The sequence below is a fragment of the Pseudomonas entomophila genome, from assembly GCF_018417595.1.
In the GTDB taxonomy this organism is placed as follows: Bacteria; Pseudomonadota; Gammaproteobacteria; order Pseudomonadales; family Pseudomonadaceae; genus Aquipseudomonas; species Aquipseudomonas entomophila_C.
In genome coordinates this window covers 1,181,241-1,198,489 of the sequence record NZ_CP070982.1, presented here as the reverse complement: position 1 = coordinate 1,198,489, position 17,249 = coordinate 1,181,241, and the positions used below count along the sequence as shown (strand labels likewise).

Annotated in this window: 12 protein-coding genes; 10 read left to right on the top strand and 2 right to left on the bottom strand. The window is 63.7% G+C overall.

What is annotated here, in order from left to right; all coding sequences use genetic code 11:
• Positions 1-5 precede the first annotated feature (5 nt).
• Positions 6-896 carry a LysR family transcriptional regulator ArgP gene (locus JYG34_RS05265; protein ID WP_213659761.1) on the bottom strand — a complete coding sequence of 297 codons (891 nt, stop codon included), beginning with the start codon at positions 894-896 and terminating at the stop codon, positions 6-8.
• A 124-nt stretch (positions 897-1,020) separates the two neighbouring features.
• Here JYG34_RS05265 and JYG34_RS05260 point away from each other — a divergent pair, with 124 nt between their 5' ends.
• The 10 genes from JYG34_RS05260 to JYG34_RS05215 all read left to right on the top strand — a co-directional run bounded on the left by JYG34_RS05260 (position 1,021) and on the right by JYG34_RS05215 (position 16,065).
• Positions 1,021-1,620, top strand: a complete 600-nt coding sequence (locus JYG34_RS05260) for a LysE/ArgO family amino acid transporter (protein WP_213659760.1) — start codon at positions 1,021-1,023, stop codon at positions 1,618-1,620.
• Positions 1,621-1,849: 229 nt separating this feature from the next.
• On the top strand, positions 1,850-2,446 hold the full coding sequence (locus tag JYG34_RS05255) for a superoxide dismutase (RefSeq protein WP_011532441.1): 597 nt from the start codon (positions 1,850-1,852) through the stop codon (positions 2,444-2,446).
• A 365-nt stretch (positions 2,447-2,811) separates the two neighbouring features.
• The gene (locus JYG34_RS05250; RefSeq protein ID WP_213659759.1) at positions 2,812-4,863 is read left to right on the top strand and encodes a putative bifunctional diguanylate cyclase/phosphodiesterase; all 2,052 of its coding nucleotides are present in this window, start codon (positions 2,812-2,814) and stop codon (positions 4,861-4,863) included.
• A gap of 148 nt (positions 4,864-5,011) precedes the next feature.
• Positions 5,012-6,349: an imelysin family protein gene (locus JYG34_RS05245; protein ID WP_213659758.1), complete on the top strand. Its 1,338-nt coding sequence runs from the start codon at positions 5,012-5,014 to the stop codon at positions 6,347-6,349.
• A 263-nt stretch (positions 6,350-6,612) separates the two neighbouring features.
• Positions 6,613-8,040: a di-heme oxidoredictase family protein gene (locus tag JYG34_RS05240; RefSeq protein WP_213659757.1), complete on the top strand. Its 1,428-nt coding sequence runs from the start codon at positions 6,613-6,615 to the stop codon at positions 8,038-8,040.
• Between the two features lie 18 nt (positions 8,041-8,058).
• The gene (locus JYG34_RS05235; protein ID WP_213659756.1) at positions 8,059-9,123 is read left to right on the top strand and encodes an imelysin family protein; all 1,065 of its coding nucleotides are present in this window, start codon (positions 8,059-8,061) and stop codon (positions 9,121-9,123) included.
• A 2-nt stretch (positions 9,124-9,125) separates the two neighbouring features.
• Entirely contained in the window at positions 9,126-10,223 is a 1,098-nt protein-coding gene (locus JYG34_RS05230; RefSeq protein ID WP_213659755.1) for a DUF1513 domain-containing protein, read from the top strand.
• A gap of 177 nt (positions 10,224-10,400) precedes the next feature.
• Entirely contained in the window at positions 10,401-11,534 is a 1,134-nt protein-coding gene (locus JYG34_RS05225; protein WP_213659754.1) for an efflux RND transporter periplasmic adaptor subunit, read from the top strand.
• Positions 11,535-11,545: 11 nt separating this feature from the next.
• Positions 11,546-14,581, top strand: a complete 3,036-nt coding sequence (locus JYG34_RS05220) for a multidrug efflux RND transporter permease subunit (protein ID WP_213659753.1) — start codon at positions 11,546-11,548, stop codon at positions 14,579-14,581.
• A gap of 236 nt (positions 14,582-14,817) precedes the next feature.
• Entirely contained in the window at positions 14,818-16,065 is a 1,248-nt protein-coding gene (locus tag JYG34_RS05215; RefSeq protein WP_213659752.1) for an IS256 family transposase, read from the top strand.
• 137 nt (positions 16,066-16,202) lie between these two features.
• Here the strand turns inward: JYG34_RS05215 and hisC are convergent, their stop codons facing one another.
• A complete protein-coding gene (gene hisC, locus JYG34_RS05210; RefSeq protein ID WP_213659751.1) occupies positions 16,203-17,249 on the bottom strand; it encodes a histidinol-phosphate transaminase in 1,047 nt (348 codons plus the stop codon).

The window sequence follows — 17,249 nt, the reverse complement described above, 5'->3', positions numbered from 1 at the left end:
TGTGCCTACAAGGGCACCAGCCAATTGCGCGCAGACTGGCGCAGGTGTTCGGTCAGTTGAGCGAGCAGTTGCCCGCCATTGCGCCAATGATGCCAGTACAACGGCACATCGATGGGAGTATCGCTGCAAATTTCCACCAGTTCCCCCCGCGCCAGTTGCTCGGCCACCTGGCGCTCTGGCACCAGGCCCCAGCCCAGACCCGCCTCGGTCATGCGCAGGAAGCCTTCGGACGATGGGCACAGGTGGTGCAGGAAACCGTCCTGGATGCCGAGCGACGCCAGGTAGCGATGCTGCAGGAAATCATCCGGGCCAAACACGATCGCAGGCGTGCGGGCCAGGCGCCCGGCATCGAAACCGTTGGGGAAATAGCGCGCCATGAATGCCGGGCTGGCCAGGGCACGGTAGCGCATCGCTCCCAAAGGCAGGCTACGCGCACCGGCCACCGGTCGCTCGCTGCCGCACAGGCAGGCCGCTACCTCGCCGGCGCGCATGCGCTTGAGGCCGACATCCTGGTCTTCGACCACCAGGTCGAGCAGCACCTGCTGCCCGGCGCAGAAAGCCCCCACCGCGCCCGCCCACCAGGTCGCCAGGCTGTCGGCATTGAGGGCGATGCGCAGGCGCTCGGGCATCCCCTCCTCGTCCAGCGCTGGCACCTGGCGCTGCAGGTCGCGCTCGAGCAGTCGCACCTGCTGCACATGGTTGAGCAACTGTCGGCCGACCTCGGTGGGGCTCGGTGGCGTCGCGCGCACCAGCACCGGCTGCCCAACCCGCGCTTCGAGCAGTTTGATGCGCTGCGAGATGGCCGACTGCGACAATCCCAGTACCTGGGCGGCGCGCTCGAAGCCACCTTGTTCGATCACTGCGGCAAGCGCGGCGAGCAGCTTGTAGTCGAACATCGATTTCCCTAATGATGGATGAGCTTTATTGGTTTTTCTTATACAACCGTACGCGCCACAATAGCCACATCTTTCTAGTTAATCAGCGCCGGCGCTTCGTCGGTGCCAGTGGAGTGTTCCCGCTATGTGGCAAAGCTATGTGAACGGCATGCTGGTGGCTTTCGGGCTGATCATGGCCATCGGCGCGCAGAACGCCTTTGTCCTGGCGCAGAGCCTGCGCCGCGAGCATCACCTGCCCGTGGCGGCGTTGTGCGTCGTCTGCGACGCCATCCTGGTGGCCGCCGGCGTGTTCGGCCTGGCCACGGTGCTGGCGCACAACCCTACCTTGCTGGCTATCGCCCGCTGGGGCGGCGCGGTGTTCCTGGTCTGGTACGGCGCCAAGGCACTGCGCAGCGCATGCGCCAAGCAGAGCCTGCAACATCAGGAAGGCCAAGGCACGCGCTCGCGCCGGGCGGTGCTGCTCAGCGCCCTGGCGGTGACCTTGCTCAACCCCCATGTGTACCTGGACACCGTGTTGCTGATCGGCTCGCTCGGCGCCCAGCAGACCGTGCCCGGCGCTTATGTGGCGGGGGCCGCCAGCGCGTCGCTGGTGTGGTTCTCGACCTTGGCGATCGGCGCGGCCTGGCTGGCGCCCTGGCTGGCACGCCCGGCCACCTGGCGGATGCTCGACCTGATGGTGGCGGTGATGATGTTCGCAGTGGCGGCGCAATTGATCTTCAACTGAGGATCAGAGAGGCGCGCACGCCCTGAAGAGCACATGCTGCGCCGCCTGTCGCCCCCGGCCAACCGCTCTGGAACCTCTATTCCCTATAGATGTTGCGTGGTTATGCACCGGGGCCGGTGCTATGATCCAGCCCTTGCGTCGCAAAGAGTACAAACTCGCCGACGCTCATCGGGCCGCCCGTGACCGGCCTTGCGCAAACCGCAAACAGACCTGAATCAGGAGATCCACCATGGCTTTTGAATTGCCGCCGCTGCCGTACGCCCACGATGCCCTGCAGCCGCACATCTCCAAGGAAACCCTGGAGTATCACCACGACAAGCACCACAACACCTATGTCGTGAACCTGAACAACCTGGTCCCAGGCACCGAATTCGAAGGCAAGACCCTGGAAGAGATCGTCAAGAGCTCTTCGGGCGGCATCTTCAACAACGCCGCTCAAGTCTGGAACCACACCTTCTACTGGAACTGCCTGGCACCGAACGCCGGCGGCCAACCAACCGGCGCCCTGGCTGACGCCATCACCGCCGCCTTCGGTTCCTTCGACAAGTTCAAGGAAGAGTTCACCAAGACTTCGGTCGGCACCTTCGGCTCCGGCTGGGGCTGGCTGGTGAAGAAAGCCGACGGTTCCCTGGCCCTGGCCAGCACCATCGGCGCCGGCTGCCCGCTGACCAGCGGCGACACCCCGCTGCTGACCTGCGACGTCTGGGAGCACGCCTACTACATCGACTACCGCAACCTGCGTCCGAAGTACGTCGAGGCGTTCTGGAACCTGGTCAACTGGAAGTTCGTTGCCGAGCAGTTCGAAGGCAAGACCTTCAAGGCCTGATCGACTCAGCCTTGAATAAAAAGACCCGGCCTCGCGCCGGGTTTTTTATTGCGCCCCTGTAGGCGCCAGCCTTGCTGGCGAACTGGCCCACGGGCAAGGCTGTGCCTTGCATCGCCAGCAAGGCTGGCTCCTGCAGATGGGCCGCGACAGAAATCGCCGTGCTCTTGCTCAAGACGCAGAGCGCGCTAACATCAAACGTCTGGAAAGTTGATGCAGCGCACTCAAGTCGCATGCCTCCTCAACCGATACAGAGCCAAGGGCAGCTCCATCTACCGGCGCGCGGCCTGCGATTGGCAATCGGTCGATAGTCTGTCGCCACGACTAATGGCAAAATAATGGCATGCGCATGGATTAAGGAAACCCCATTGAAGCTGGAATTTCGGAACAGCTTATCGGTCAAGTTGCTCAGGGTGGTGCTGCTCTCGGCGTTGGCGGTCGGTGTCGTCCTCAGCTGCGCGCAGATCGTCTATGACGCCTACAAGACCCGCCAGGCCGTGAACAACGACGCCCAGCGCATCCTCGACATGTTCCGCGACCCGTCGACGCAAGCGGTGTACAGCCTCGACCGGGAAATGGGCATGCAGGTGATGGAAGGCCTGTTCCAGGACGAGTCGGTGCGCATGGCCGCCATCGGCCACCCCAACGAAACCATGCTGGCGGAAAAATCCAGGCCGCTGCAAGACATGTCCATGCGCTGGCTGACCGACCTGATCCTCGGCCAGGAACGCACCTACACCACGCAGTTGGTTGGCCGCGGTCCCTACAGCGAGTACTACGGCGACCTGAGCATCACCCTCGACACTTCGTCATACGGCGAAGACTTCCTGATCAACGCCGTGATCATCTTCGTCTCCGGCGTGCTCAGGGCGCTGGCCATGGGCCTGGTGCTGTACCTGGTGTACCACTGGCTGCTGACCAAGCCGCTGTCGAAGATCATCGACCACCTGACCCAGATAAACCCCGACCGCCCCAGCCAACATCAGATCCCGCAGCTCAAGGGCCACGAACGCAACGAGCTGGGCCTCTGGGTCAACACCGCCAACCAGTTGCTGGCCTCGATCGAACGCAACACCCACCTGCGTCATGAGGCCGAGAACAGCCTGCAGCGCATGGCCCAGTACGACTTCCTCACCGGCCTGCCCAACCGCCAGCAACTACAGCAACAATTGGACAAAATTCTTGTCGACGGTGGCCGCCTGCAACGCCGGGTGGCGGTGCTCTGCGTGGGGCTGGACGACTTCAAGGGCATCAACGAACAGTTCAGCTACCAGGTGGGTGACCAGTTGCTGCTGGCCCTGGCCGATCGCCTGCGCGCCCACAGCGGCCGCCTGGGTGCCCTGGCACGTTTGGGCGGCGACCAGTTCGCCCTGGTCCAGGCCAATATCGAGCAGCCCTACGAAGCCGCCGAGCTGGCCCAGAGCATCCTCGACGACCTCGAGGCGCCCTTCGACCTCGACCACCAGCAGATCCGCCTGCGCGCCACCATCGGCATCACCCTGTTCCCCGAAGACGGCGACAGCACCGAGAAGCTGCTGCAGAAGGCCGAACAGACCATGACCCTGGCCAAGGCCCGCTCGCGCAACCGCTACCAGTTCTACATCGCCAGCGTCGACAGCGAGATGCGCCGCCGCCGCGAGCTGGAAAAGGACCTGCGCGAAGCCCTGCCACGCAACCAGCTGTATCTCGTCTACCAACCGCAGATCAGCTACCGCGACCACCGTGTGGTCGGGGTCGAGGCGCTGTTGCGCTGGCAGCACCCAGAGCTGGGCATGGTGCCGCCGGACCAGTTCATCCCGCTGGCCGAACAGAACGGCAATATCATCAGTATCGGCGAGTGGGTGCTCGACCAGGCCTGCCGTCAGTTGCGCGAATGGCACGACCTGGGCTTCGGCGAGCTGCGCATGGCGGTAAACCTGTCCACCGTGCAGTTGCACCACAACGAGCTGCCACGGGTGGTCAACAACCTGCTGCAAGCCTACCGCCTGCCGCCGCGCAGCCTGGAGCTGGAGGTCACCGAGACCGGCCTGATGGAAGACATCAGCACCGCCGCCCAGCACCTGCTCAGCCTGCGCCGTTCAGGCGCCTTGATCGCCATCGACGACTTCGGCACCGGTTACTCTTCACTCAGCTACCTGAAATCGCTGCCGCTGGACAAGATCAAGATCGACAAGAGCTTCGTCCAGGACCTGCTCGACGACGATGACGACGCCACCATCGTTCGCGCCATCATCCAGCTGGGCAAGAGCCTGGGCATGCAGGTCATCGCCGAAGGTGTGGAAACCGCGGAGCAAGAGAGCTACATCATCGCCCAGGGCTGCCACGAAGGTCAGGGCTACCACTACAGCAAACCGCTGTCGGCGCGCGAGCTGACCGCCTTCCTCAAGCAGGCCCAGCGTAACCAGGTCTCGGTGCTGTAACCCCCGTCGATATTGGCCCTGCACCACAAACGGGCGTTTGCATGAAATGCGCGCCCGCCCCTTTACAGCAAATGCAAATCTTTCGCATGATGTGACGGTTTCGCGTGCCTCGGCGCACGGTCCAACCACACGACGCAGGAAACCAACAATGATTCGAATGCCTCTGGCCTCCGCCAGTCTGCTGGCCATCGCCATCGCCCTCGCCGGTTGCGGCGAAGGCAAGGACGGCAAAGCCGCCGCTCCGCAAGCCCAGGCACCTGCCGCCGCCAGCACCACCGCCGCGGCACCGGGGGCTGTCGATGAGGCGGCCGGCAAGGCCGTGGTCAAGCATTACGCCGAGATGGTCCACGCCGTGTACAGCGACGCGCTGAGCACCGCCCAGCAGCTGCAGGCCGCCGTCGACGCCTTCCTGGCCAACCCCAACGACCAGACCCTGAAAGCCGCCAAGGACGCCTGGGCCGCTTCCCGCGTTCCTTACCTGCAGAGCGAGGCGTTCCGCTTCGGCAACACCATCATCGACGACTGGGAAGGCCAGGTGAACGCCTGGCCCCTGGACGAAGGCCTGATCGACTACGTCGACAAGAGCTACGAGCACGCTCTGGGCAACCCGGCGGCCAGCGCCAACATCATTGCCAACACCCAGATCCAGGTCGGCGAAGACAAAGTCGACGTCAAGGACATCACCCCCGAGAAACTGGCCAGCCTGAACGAGCTGGGCGGTTCCGAGGCCAACGTCGCCACCGGCTACCACGCCATCGAATTCCTGCTCTGGGGCCAGGACCTCAACGGCACCGGCCCAGGCGCGGGCAACCGCCCGGCCTCCGACTACCTGGAAGGCAAAGGCGCCACTGGCGGGCACAACGACCGCCGCCGTGCCTACCTGAAAGCGGTCACCCAGCTGCTGGTCAAGGACCTCGAAGAGATGGTCGGCAACTGGGCGCCGAACGTCGCCGACAACTACCGCGCCACCCTCGAGAACGGCCCGGTCAACGATGGCCTGCGCAAGATGCTGTTTGGCATGGGCAGCCTGTCGCTGGGCGAACTGGCGGGCGAGCGCATGAAGGTCTCGCTGGAAGCCAACTCGCCGGAAGACGAGCAGGACTGCTTCAGCGACAACACCCACTACTCGCACTTCTACGACGCCAAGGGCATCCGCAACGTCTACCTGGGCGAGTACACCCGTGCCGACGGCAGCAAGCTGACCGGCCCGAGCCTGTCGTCGCTGGTGGCCAAGGTCGACCCGGCCACCGACGCCACGCTCAAGGCCGACCTGGAAGCCACCGAGGCGAAGATCCAGGTGATGGTCGACCACGCGCTCAAAGGCGAGCACTACGACCAGCTGATCGCCGCCGACAACGCTGCCGGCAACCAGATCGTGCGCGACGCCATCGCCTCGCTGGTCAAGCAGACCGGCGCGATCGAGCAGGCCGCCGGCAAGCTGGGGATCGACAACCTGAACCCGGACACCGCTGATCACGAGTTCTGATCGGCGTCCGCGGTACACAAGAGGCGGCCTTCGGGCCGCCTTTTTACTATTCGCCGGGAAACATGGCCTCTGTAGGAGCGGCTTCAGCCGCGATCACCCGCTAAGCGGGTGCCAGACACCGCGCCGCCCGCATCGCGGCTAAAGCCGCTCCTACAAAGGTTGCGCATTTCACATTCTTTTCATCCGAGTAATTGCAAATTGCTCTTATTCAACAACGGCCGGCCTGATAAGCTTGCACGCCGGTTTTTCGCCCATGCCCAGGATTGTCGATGTCCTTGCTCCGCCTAAGCCCCCTGCTACTGGCCCTCACCCTCGCCGCCTGTGACGACGCCCCGCGTTTCACCCAGGCCGAGCCCGGTGAAGCCCTCTCCGGCGGCAAGGCGACGGTGCAGCGCAACGACCGCAACGCCTTCTCGCTGCCCTCGGCCAACCTCTCGCCCGAGCGGCGCCTGGACTTCGCCGTGGGTAACAGTTTCTTCCGCAGCCCGTGGGTGATCGCCCCCTCCACCACCACCGCCCGTGACGGCCTCGGCCCGTTGTTCAACACCAACGCCTGCCAGAATTGCCACGTACGCGACGGCCGCGGCCACCCGCCCGAACCCGGCGACAGCAACGCGGTGTCGATGCTGGTGCGCCTGTCGATCCCCGACCAACCGTACCTGGCCCGGGAGATCGAGCGCCTGGGCGTGGTCCCCGAGCCGGTCTACGGCACCCAACTGCAGGATATGGCCATCCCCGGCGTGGCGCCGGAGGGCAAGGTGCGCGTGAGCTATGAAAAACGCACCGTGGCGTTCAAGGATGGTCATCAGATCGAACTGCGCCGCCCCACGCTGCAAATCACCCAACTCGGCTACGGCTCGATGCACCCCGACACCCGCTTCTCTGCCCGGGTGGCGCCACCGATGATCGGCCTGGGTTTGCTCGAGGCTATTCCCGAGGCCGACATCCTGGCCAACGAAGACCCGGACGACCGTAACCGCGACGGCATCCGTGGCCGGGCCAACCGCGTCTGGGACGACGCCCTGGGCAAGACGGTGATCGGCCGCTTCGGTTGGAAGGCCGGGCAGCCCAACATCAATCAGCAGAATGTGCACGCGTTCGCCGGCGACATGGGGCTGACCAGCACACTCAAGCCGAACGACGACTGCACCCCGGCGCAGACCGACTGCCTGGCCGCACCCAACGGCGATGGCACCAATGGCGAGAAGGAAGTCAGCGACAACATCCTGCGCCTGGTCACCTTCTACACCCGCAACCTCGGCGTGCCAGCCCGACGCGGTGTCGACGCGCCCCAGGTGCTGGCCGGCAAGAACCTGTTCTTCCAGGCCGGCTGCCAGGGCTGCCACACCCCGCAATTCACCACTGCCGCAGATGCCCACGAGCCGGAACTGGCCAACCAGCTGATCCGCCCGTACAGCGACCTGCTGCTGCACGACATGGGCCCTGGCCTGGCCGACGAGCGCACCGAATTCGCCGCCAACGGCCAGGACTGGCGCACCCCACCGTTGTGGGGCATCGGCCTGACCGAGACGGTCAGCGGCCACACCCAGTTCCTGCATGACGGCCGCGCCCGCAACCTGCTCGAAGCCGTGCTCTGGCATGGCGGCGAGGCCCAGGCGGCACGCGACCAGGTATTGACCTTCAACGCCGAGCAGCGTGCCGCGCTGCTGGCCTTCCTGAACTCACTTTAAACGCGCAAGGAGCCGGGCATGTTCCGACCCAAACTGTTGTTCACCAGCCTCGCCGCACTCGCCCTGGGTGCCTGCTCGCCCCAGGACCCGCAGGCCGTGACCTCGGCCGCCATCGCCAAGCAGGTGATCCTGCCGACCTACAGCCGCTGGGTCGAAGCCGACCGCGCCCTGGCCGCCAGCGCCCTGGCTTATTGCGAGGGCAAAAGCTCGCTGGAGACCGCCCGCGCCGACTTCCTCAACGCGCAGAAGGCCTGGGCCGAGCTGCAACCGCTGCTGGTCGGCCCGCTGGCCGAAGGCAACCGCGCCTGGCAGGTGCAGTTCTGGCCGGACAAGAAGAACCTGGTCGGTCGCCAGGTCGAGCAACTGGTCAACGGCGACAAGCCGGTCGACGCCGAGTCGCTGGGCAAGGCCAGCGTCGTGGTGCGCGGCCTGTCGGCCTACGAGTACATCCTCTTCGACAGCAAGCCGGATGTCGCCAGCGCTGAACAGAAGGCCCGCTACTGCCCGCTGCTGGTCGCCATCGGCGAACACCAGAAGGTCCTGGCCGAGGAAATTCTCAAGAGCTGGAACAGCACCGACGGCATGCTGTCGCAGATGACCAAGTTCCCCAACCAGCGCTACGCCGACTCCCACGAAGCGATCGCCGACCTGCTGCGCGCCCAGGTCACCGCCCTGGACACCCTGAAGAAGAAGCTCGGTGCGCCGATGGGCCGCCAGAGCAAGGGTATCCCGCAGCCGCTGCAGGCCGAAGCCTGGCGCAGCCACTCCTCGCTCAAGAGCCTGGAAGCCTCGCTCAAGGCCGCCCAGACTGTCTGGGTCGGGGTCGACAACCAGGGCCTGCGTGGCCTGCTGGGCAAGGACCAGGCGCCGCTGGCACAGAAGATCGACGACGCCTACGCAACGGCGCTCAAGTCACTGGCCGACAACCCCAAGACCCTGGGCGAGCTGCTGGCCGACGACGCCGGCCAACAGACCCTCAACCAGATCTACGACAACCTCAACGCCGTCCACCGCCTGCACGAAGGCGACCTGGCCAAGGCGCTGAACATCCAGCTGGGCTTCAACGCCAACGACGGTGACTGATCATGCTGCGACGCCAGGCCCTGAAACTCGGTAGCGTAGTGCTCAGCGCCCTCACCCTGGGCGGCTGGAGCCTGTTTCGCAACAAAGGCAGCGAACCTTTGCTGCTCTCGGCGCGCGACGATGGCGACGGCAGGCATTATGCCGTCGGCTTTCGCCTGGACGGCACCGAGGTGTTCAGCACCCAGGTGGCCCAGCGTTGCCACGCGATCATCAACCACCCCGAACAGCCCATCGCCCTGTTCGTCGCCCGCCGCCCCGGTACCGAAAGCTACCTGGTCGACCTGCGCGACGGGCGCCTGCTGCAGACCATCACCTCGCAACCGAACCGGCACTTCTACGGCCATGCCGTGATCCACAAAAGTGGGCAATGGTTGTACACCACCGAAAACGACACCACTGATCCAGGTCGTGGCGTGCTCGGTGTCTACCGCTTCGAAGGCGAGCGCCTGGTGCACAGCGGCGAGCTCCCGACCCATGGCATCGGCCCCCACGAACTGGCCTGGCTGCCCGACGGCGAAACCCTGGTGGTGGCCAACGGCGGTATCCGTACCGAGGCCGAAAGCCGGGTGGAGATGAACCTCGACGCCATGGAGCCGAGCCTGGTGCTGATGCAGCGTGACGGTACCCTGCTGAGCAAGGAGACGCTCGCCCAGCAGATGAACAGCGTGCGCCACCTGGCGGTGGGCACGGACGGCACCATCGCCGCTTGCCAGCAGTTCATGGGGGCCTCCGACGAGACCGCCGAGCTGCTGGCGATCAAGCGTCCGGGCGAACCGTTCAAGGCCTTCCCGGTGCCCGAGCGGCAGTTGCAGTCGATGGCCCAGTACACCGCCAGCGTCGCCATCCACAGCGACCTGCGCCTGGTGGCGCTGACCGCGCCGCGGGCCAACCGGCTGTTCATCTGGGACCTCGACAGCGGCGCGGTGAAGCTCGATGCACCAATGCCCGACTGCGCGGGAGTGGGGGCACTGAAGGATGGCTTCGTCGTTACTTCAGGGCAGGGGCGTTGCCGGTTCTACGATTGCCGCAAGCCGGAGCTGATCGGGCAGCCGATGAACCTGCCGTCCGGGTTCTGGGACAACCACCTGCACCTGGCCTGATGCCTTGTTCGCCGGCAAGCCGGCTCCTGCACCACCCTGTAGGAGCCGGCTTGCCAGCGAACCATCCCACCTCCCCTTTTCACAAAAACCGACAATACTTTCCCCCATCGCACGTGGGCCGGATCGCCCGTGGTCGTGCGCGACGAACAACCACCTCGCATCCAGGGAACCGGACCTATGCTGCGCCGCCGCATGCTGATCATGTTGGCCGTCGTCCTGCTGATCGTACTGATCCTGGGGGGCTTCAAGGCCTTTTCCATCTACAAGCAGGTACAGATGTTCTCGGCCCCCAAGCCACCGGTCAGCGTCGCCGCGGCCCAGGCCGAGCTGCGCCAATGGCAGGAGCGCCTGCCGGCCGTCGGCAGCTTGAAGGCCTACCAGGGCGTCGAGTTGAGCCTGGAAGTGGCCGGCACTGTGAAATCCCTGCATTTCGAATCCGGCCAGCAGGTAAAGGCTGGGCAACTGCTGTTGCAGCTGGACAGCGAACAGGAAACCGCCCTGCTGGGCACCGCCCAGGCCGATCTGAACCTGGCAAAGGTGGACTTCGGTCGCGGTAGTCAGCTGGTCGGCGATTCGGCCATCTCCCGGGGCGAGTTCGATCGGCTGACCACCCAATACCGACGCAACCAGGCAGTGGTTGACCAGCTCAAGGCGTCGCTGGCGAAGAAGAGCATCAGCGCCCCGTTCAGCGGCACCATCGGCATTCGCCAGGTGGACGTCGGTGCATACCTTGCCAGCGGCACGGTGATCGCCACCCTGCAGGACCTGTCGAGTCTGTATGTCGATTTCAACGTGCCCGAACAGGCCCTGCCCCACTTGAGCCTCGGCCAGCAAGTGCTGGTGCAGGTCGCCGCGTACCCGGGCCAGACCTTCCCCGCCAGCCTCAGCGCGATCAACCCGAAAGTGGAGGAAAGCACCCGAAACCTGCTGGTCCGCGCCACCCTGGCCAACCCCGACGGCAAGCTGCTGCCCGGCATGTTCGCCAGCCTCCAGCTGCTGCTGCCCGATCCGCAACCGCAGGTGGTGGTGCCGGAAAACGCCATCACCTACACCCTGTACGGCAATTCGGTGTACCTGGTCAGCCGCAAGAAAGGCGAGGATGGCAAGCCGCTGGACGACAATGAGGGCCAGCCCCAGTTGATCGCCGAACAGCGCACTGTGCAGACCGGGGAGCGCCGCGACGGCTGGGTGGTGATCAGCAAAGGGTTGCAGGCCGGCGACCAGGTGGTCACCGCCGGCCAGCTCAAGCTGGCGCCCGGCGCGGCGATTCGCATCAGCAGTGAGCAAGCGCTCAAGCCGGGCACCCACTGAAGGAGGCAGGCATGGCGTTCACCGACCCGTTCATCCGCCGCCCGGTGCTGGCCTGCGTGGTCAGCCTGCTGATCCTGCTGCTGGGCGCACAGGCCTGGAACAAGCTGCAGATCCGTCAGTACCCGCAGATGGAAAACGCCCTGATCACGGTGACCACCGCCTACCCCGGTGCCAACGCCGAAACCATCCAGGGCTACATCACCCAGCCGCTGCAGCAGAGCCTGGCCAGCGCCGACGGCATCGACTACATGACCTCGGTGAGCCGGCAGAACTTCTCGGTGATCTCGGTCTACGCACGCATCGGCGCCGACACCGACCGGTTGTTCACCCAACTGTTGGCCAAGGCCAACGAGGTGCGCAACAAGCTGCCGCAGGATTCCGAGGACCCGGTGCTGAGCAAGGAGGCGGCCGACGCCTCGGCGCTGATGTACATCAGTTTCTACAGCGACGAGATGAGCAACCCGCAGATCACCGACTACCTGTCGCGGGTGATCCAGCCCAAGCTGGCGACGCTGCCAGGCATGGCCGAGGCGCAGATCCTCGGCAACCAGCTGTTCGCCATGCGCATCTGGATCGACCCGGTGAAACTGGCCGGTTTCGGCCTGTCGGCGGTAGATGTGACCAACGCCGTGCGCCACTACAACTTCCTCGCCGCGGCCGGCGAAGTGAAAGGCGAATACGTGGTCACCAGCGTCAATGCCACCACCGAGCTCAAGTCCGCCGAGGCCTTCGCCGCCCTGCCGGTCAAGACCGCTGGCGACAGCCGGGTGCTATTGGGCGACGTGGCACGCATCGAGATGGGCGCGGAGAACTACGACACAGTCAGCTCGTTCGACGGCACGCCGTCGGTGTACATCGGCATCAAGGCCACCCCGGCCGCCAACCCGCTGCAGGTGATCAAGGAGGTGCGGCGGATCATGCCGCAACTCGAAGAACAGTTGCCGTCGGGCCTCAAGGTGTCCATCGCCTACGACGCCACCCTGTTCATTCAGGCCTCCATCAACGAAGTGATCAAGACCCTCGGCGAGGCGGTGCTGATCGTCATCGTGGTGGTGTTCCTGTTTCTCGGCGCCTTGCGCTCGGTGCTGATCCCGGTGGTGACCATCCCGCTGTCGATGATCGGCGTGCTGTTCTTCATGCAGATGATGGGCTATTCGCTGAACCTGCTGACCTTGCTGGCCATGGTGCTGGCCATCGGCCTGGTGGTGGACGACGCCATCGTCGTGGTGGAGAACATCCACCGCCATATCGAAGAAGGCAAGACACCCCGCGACGCGGCGCTGGAAGGCGCCCGCGAGATCGCCCTGCCGGTGGTGTCGATGACCATCACCCTGGCTGCAGTGTATGCTCCCATCGGCTTTCTCACCGGGCTGACCGGCGCGTTGTTCAAGGAGTTCGCGCTGACATTGGCGGGAGCGGTGATCATTTCGGGCGTCGTGGCCCTGACCCTGTCGCCGATGATGTGCGCCCTGCTGCTGCGCCACGAGCAGAACCCCAGCGGCCTGGCCCACCGCCTGGACGTGCTCTTCGAACAACTGAAGGTGCGCTACCAGCGCCTGTTGCACGGCACCTTGAACAGCCGGCCGGTAGTACTGGTGTTCGCGGTGATCATCCTGTGCCTGATCCCGGTGCTGCTCAAGTTCACCCAGAGCGAACTGGCGCCCAATGAAGACCAGGGTGTGATCTTCATGATGAGCAACTCGCCGCAGACCGCCAACCTGGACTACCTGAACGCTTACACCGACGAATTCACACCGCTGTTCAAGACCTTCCCCGAGTACTATTCGTCGTTCCAGATCAACGGTTTCAATGGCGTGCAGAGCGGCATCGGTGGTTTTCTGCTCAAGCCGTGGAGCGAGCGGCATCGTACCCAGATGGAACTGCTGCCGTTGGTCCAGGCCAAGCTTGAGGAGGTCGGCGGCCTGCAGATCTTCGGTTTCAACCTGCCGTCACTGCCTGGCACCGGGGAGGGGTTGCCGTTCCAGTTCGTGATCAATACCGCCGGGGACTACACCGCGTTGCTGGAGGTGGCCCAGCGGGTCAAGGAGCGTGCGCAGGCCTCCGGCAAGTTCGCCTTCCTCGACATCGACCTGGCGTTTGACAAGCCCGAAGTGATGATCGACATCGACCGCGCCAAGGCCGCGCAGATGGGCGTGTCGATGGACACCCTCGGCGGGACCCTGGCGACATTGCTGGGCGAGGCGGAGATCAACCGTTTCACCCTGGAAGGCCGTAGCTACAAGGTGATCGCCCAGGTCGAACGCGCCTATCGCGCCACGCCGGGTTGGTTGAACAACTATTACGTGAAGAACGAACAGGGTCAGCTGTTGCCCCTGTCGACGCTCATCACCCTCAGCGACCGTGCCCGGCCGCGCCAGCTCAATCAGTTCCAGCAATTGAACTCGGCGATCATCCAGGGGGTGCCGCTGGTGAGCATGGGCGAAGCGCTGGACACCGTGCGCACGATCGCCCGCGAGGAGGCGCCGGAAGGCTTTGCGGTGGACTATGCGGGTACGGCACGGCAGTTCGTCCAGGAGGGCAGCGCATTGTGGGTGACCTTCGGCTTGGCGCTGGCGATGATCTTCCTGGTGCTGGCGGCGCAGTTCGAAAGCTTCCGTGACCCGCTGGTGATCCTGGTGACCGTGCCGTTGTCCATCTGCGGGGCGCTGGTACCGCTATTCCTTGGGGTTTCCAGCATGAACATCTATACGCAGGTGGGGTTGGTGACCTTGATCGGGTTGATTACCAAGCATGGGATCTTGATCGTCGAGTTTGCCAACCAACTGCGTGAAGAAAAGGGGCTTGGGGTTCGGGAGGCGATCGAAGAGGCGGCGGCGATTCGGTTGCGGCCGGTGCTGATGACCACGGCGGCCATGGTGTTCGGCATGGTGCCGTTGATTCTGGCCACCGGGGCGGGGGCGGTGAGCCGGTTCGATATCGGGACCGTGATTGCCACGGGGATGTCGGTTGGGACGTTGTTCACGTTGTTTGTGTTGCCTTGTATTTATACGGTGTTGGCGCATCGGGGTGGGCGGGAGGTGGCGTGATCGCTTCGGCTTCGGCTTCGGCTTCGGCTTCGGCTTCGGCTTCGGCTTCGGCTTCGGCTTCGGCTTCGGCTTTCAGAGTGTGGGTTTGGGGTGTTGTGAGCATATCCATTGGCGGAAAGGTGAATCAGCGTCTACATAGCAAACGGATATGCTCACGACTTGAAAAACCAGCAGCAACAACAAGGAGGGTGTCAGAAATTTTGTGTTCGGGCATAACATGAGTAAGAGGTGCATGTATGCCAACCAAAAAGAAACCCTTGCGTGACCTGCCCACAATCCCCAAAGAGCTGCTGGAGCAGTTCGGTGAGGGCCTGATGACTGCAGAAGCTATCGAGGATGCCTCCGCGGCGTTCAAGAAGGCCCTGATCGAACGCGCTCTGCATGCCGAGCTTGGCCACCACCTGGGCTATCCGCCAGGCGCGCAGCGCCCAGAGGATGAAACCAACCAGCGTAACGGCAAGAGTGGCAAGACGGTTTTAACGGGGGATGGCCCGCTGCGGCTGGAAATTCCTCGCGATCGAGACGGCAGTTTTTCGCCCATTCTGATCCCCAAGCACGAGCGGCGGTACACCGGTTTCGATGACAAGATCATCGCCATGTACGCCCGTGGAATGACGGTCAGAGAGATCCGAGCCTTTTTGTCCGAGCAGTATGGAACAGAGGTCTCACCCGACTTCATCAGCTCTGTGACAGACGAGGTCATGGACGAGATTGGCGCGTGGCAACAGCGGCCACTGGAGCCGATGTACCCGGTCATTTTCTTCGATGCACTGCGGGTGAAGATCCGCGAAGAGGGCCTGGTGCGCAACAAGGCCATTTACCTGGCCCTGGGCGTCCTCCCCGACGGGACGCGGGATATCCTGGGCATCTGGATCGAGAACACCGAGGGCGCGAAGTTTTGGATGAAGGTCTTTAACGATCTCAAGACGCGCGGTGTCGAAGATGTGCTGATTGCCGTGACCGATGGCCTCAAAGGTATGCCAGAGGCTCTCAGTGCCGTGTTTCCAGAGACGACGTTGCAAACGTGCATCGTGCACCTGATCCGCAACAGCCTCGACTTCGCGGCCTGGGACAAGCGGCGGGCTCTGGCCAAGGAGCTGAAGCCGATTTACCAAGCCATTAATGCTGAAGCGGCTGAGCAAGCACTCGATGAGTTTGAGAACGGGCCGTGGGGCGAGAAATATCCAACGGTGGTGGCTGCCTGGAGACGCGCCTGGGATCGAGTGATTCCATTTTTCGTCTTCCCACCGGCCATCAGAAAGGTGATTTACACCACCAACGCCATCGAGAGCATCAACGCCCAGCTACGCAAGGTCATCAAGACTCGCGGGCATTTCCCGAATGATGACGCAGCGACCAAACTGATTTGGCTGGGATTGCGCAACATAACAGCCAATTGGGGAAAACCGGCCCATGATTGGAAAAGCGCGATGAATCAATTTGCGATTCTGTACGGAGATCGGTTCATCAGGCCGACCTGGTGAAATCAAGGCCTGCCTGGCGGCAGGCCGTTACCGGCCCGCACACAAAAAAACTGACACTCCCACAACAAGGGCGAATTGAAACGTAACCAACTACGCCCCAACTCACCCTTCAGTCAAACGCTCAAACCAACCGCAACTTAAAGCGCATCAAGCAAAGCCTGGTTCATCTCCGGCGTCCCAATGGTAATCCGCAGGAACTGCGCAATCCGCTCCTGCTTGAAATGCCGCACAATCACCCCCTGCTCCCGCAGCCGCGCCGCGATCCCCGCCGCATCCTGCGAAGGATGACGAGCAAAGATGAAGTTCGCCGCCGAAGGCAGCACCTCGAACCCACGAGCCACCAACTCAGCGACCAACACCTCCCGGCTTTCGATCACCTTGCGGCATGTCTCGTCGAAATACGCACGGTCCTCGAACGCCACCGCCGCGCCAACGATCGCCATGCGATCCAGCGGGTAGGAGTTGAAGCTGTTCTTGATCCGCTCCAGCGCCTCGATCAGGTCCGGATGCCCCACCGCCAACCCCACCCGCAGGCCCGCGAGCGAGCGCGACTTGGACAGGGTCTGGGTCACCAGCAGGTTGTCGTAACGATCCACCAGGCTGATGGCCGTCTCGCCACCGAAATCGATGTAGGCCTCATCGACCACGACCACCGAATCACGATTCGCCTGCAACAACTGCTCCACCGCCTGCAGCGGCAGCAGGCACCCGGTCGGGGCGTTGGGGTTGGGGAAAATGATCCCGGCATTGGGCTTGCTGTAGTCCGAGACCTGAATCTGGAACTGCTCATCCAGCGCCACCTGCTCGAAAGCAATGCCGTACAGGCCGCAATACACCGGATAGAAACTGTAACTGACGTCCGGGAACAACAGCGGCCCCCGGTCGTGCTGGAACAGACCGTGGAAAATGTGTGCCAGCACCTCATCCGAACCGTTGCCAACGAACACCTGCGCAGGCGTTACACCGTAGTACTCGGCGACCGCCTGCTTGAGCCGGTCACTGTTCGGATCCGGGTACAGGCGCAGGTTGTCGTTCAACTCGCCCTTCATGGCCTCCAGCGCCTTGGGCGACGGGCCATAAGGGTTCTCGTTGGTGTTGAGCTTGACCAGGCGCGCCAGCTTGGGCTGCTCGCCGGGCACGTAAGGGACGAGGTCCTTGACGAAGGGACTCCAGAAACGACTCAT

Bases quoted from the DNA above. Each gene is read 5' to 3' on its own strand.
- JYG34_RS05265 (WP_213659761.1), bottom strand. From the start codon at position 896: ATGTTCGACTACAAGCTGCTCGCCGCGCTTGCCGCAGTGATCGAACAA.
- JYG34_RS05260 (WP_213659760.1), top strand. From the start codon at position 1,021: ATGTGGCAAAGCTATGTGAACGGCATGCTGGTGGCTTTCGGGCTGATC.
- JYG34_RS05255 (WP_011532441.1), top strand. From the start codon at position 1,850: ATGGCTTTTGAATTGCCGCCGCTGCCGTACGCCCACGATGCCCTGCAG.
- JYG34_RS05245 (WP_213659758.1), top strand. From the start codon at position 5,012: ATGATTCGAATGCCTCTGGCCTCCGCCAGTCTGCTGGCCATCGCCATC.
- JYG34_RS05235 (WP_213659756.1), top strand. From the start codon at position 8,059: ATGTTCCGACCCAAACTGTTGTTCACCAGCCTCGCCGCACTCGCCCTG.
- JYG34_RS05230 (WP_213659755.1), top strand. From the start codon at position 9,126: ATGCTGCGACGCCAGGCCCTGAAACTCGGTAGCGTAGTGCTCAGCGCC.
- JYG34_RS05225 (WP_213659754.1), top strand. From the start codon at position 10,401: ATGCTGCGCCGCCGCATGCTGATCATGTTGGCCGTCGTCCTGCTGATC.
- JYG34_RS05220 (WP_213659753.1), top strand. From the start codon at position 11,546: ATGGCGTTCACCGACCCGTTCATCCGCCGCCCGGTGCTGGCCTGCGTG.
- JYG34_RS05215 (WP_213659752.1), top strand. From the start codon at position 14,818: ATGCCAACCAAAAAGAAACCCTTGCGTGACCTGCCCACAATCCCCAAA.
- hisC (WP_213659751.1), bottom strand. From the start codon at position 17,249: ATGAGTCGTTTCTGGAGTCCCTTCGTCAAGGACCTCGTCCCTTACGTG.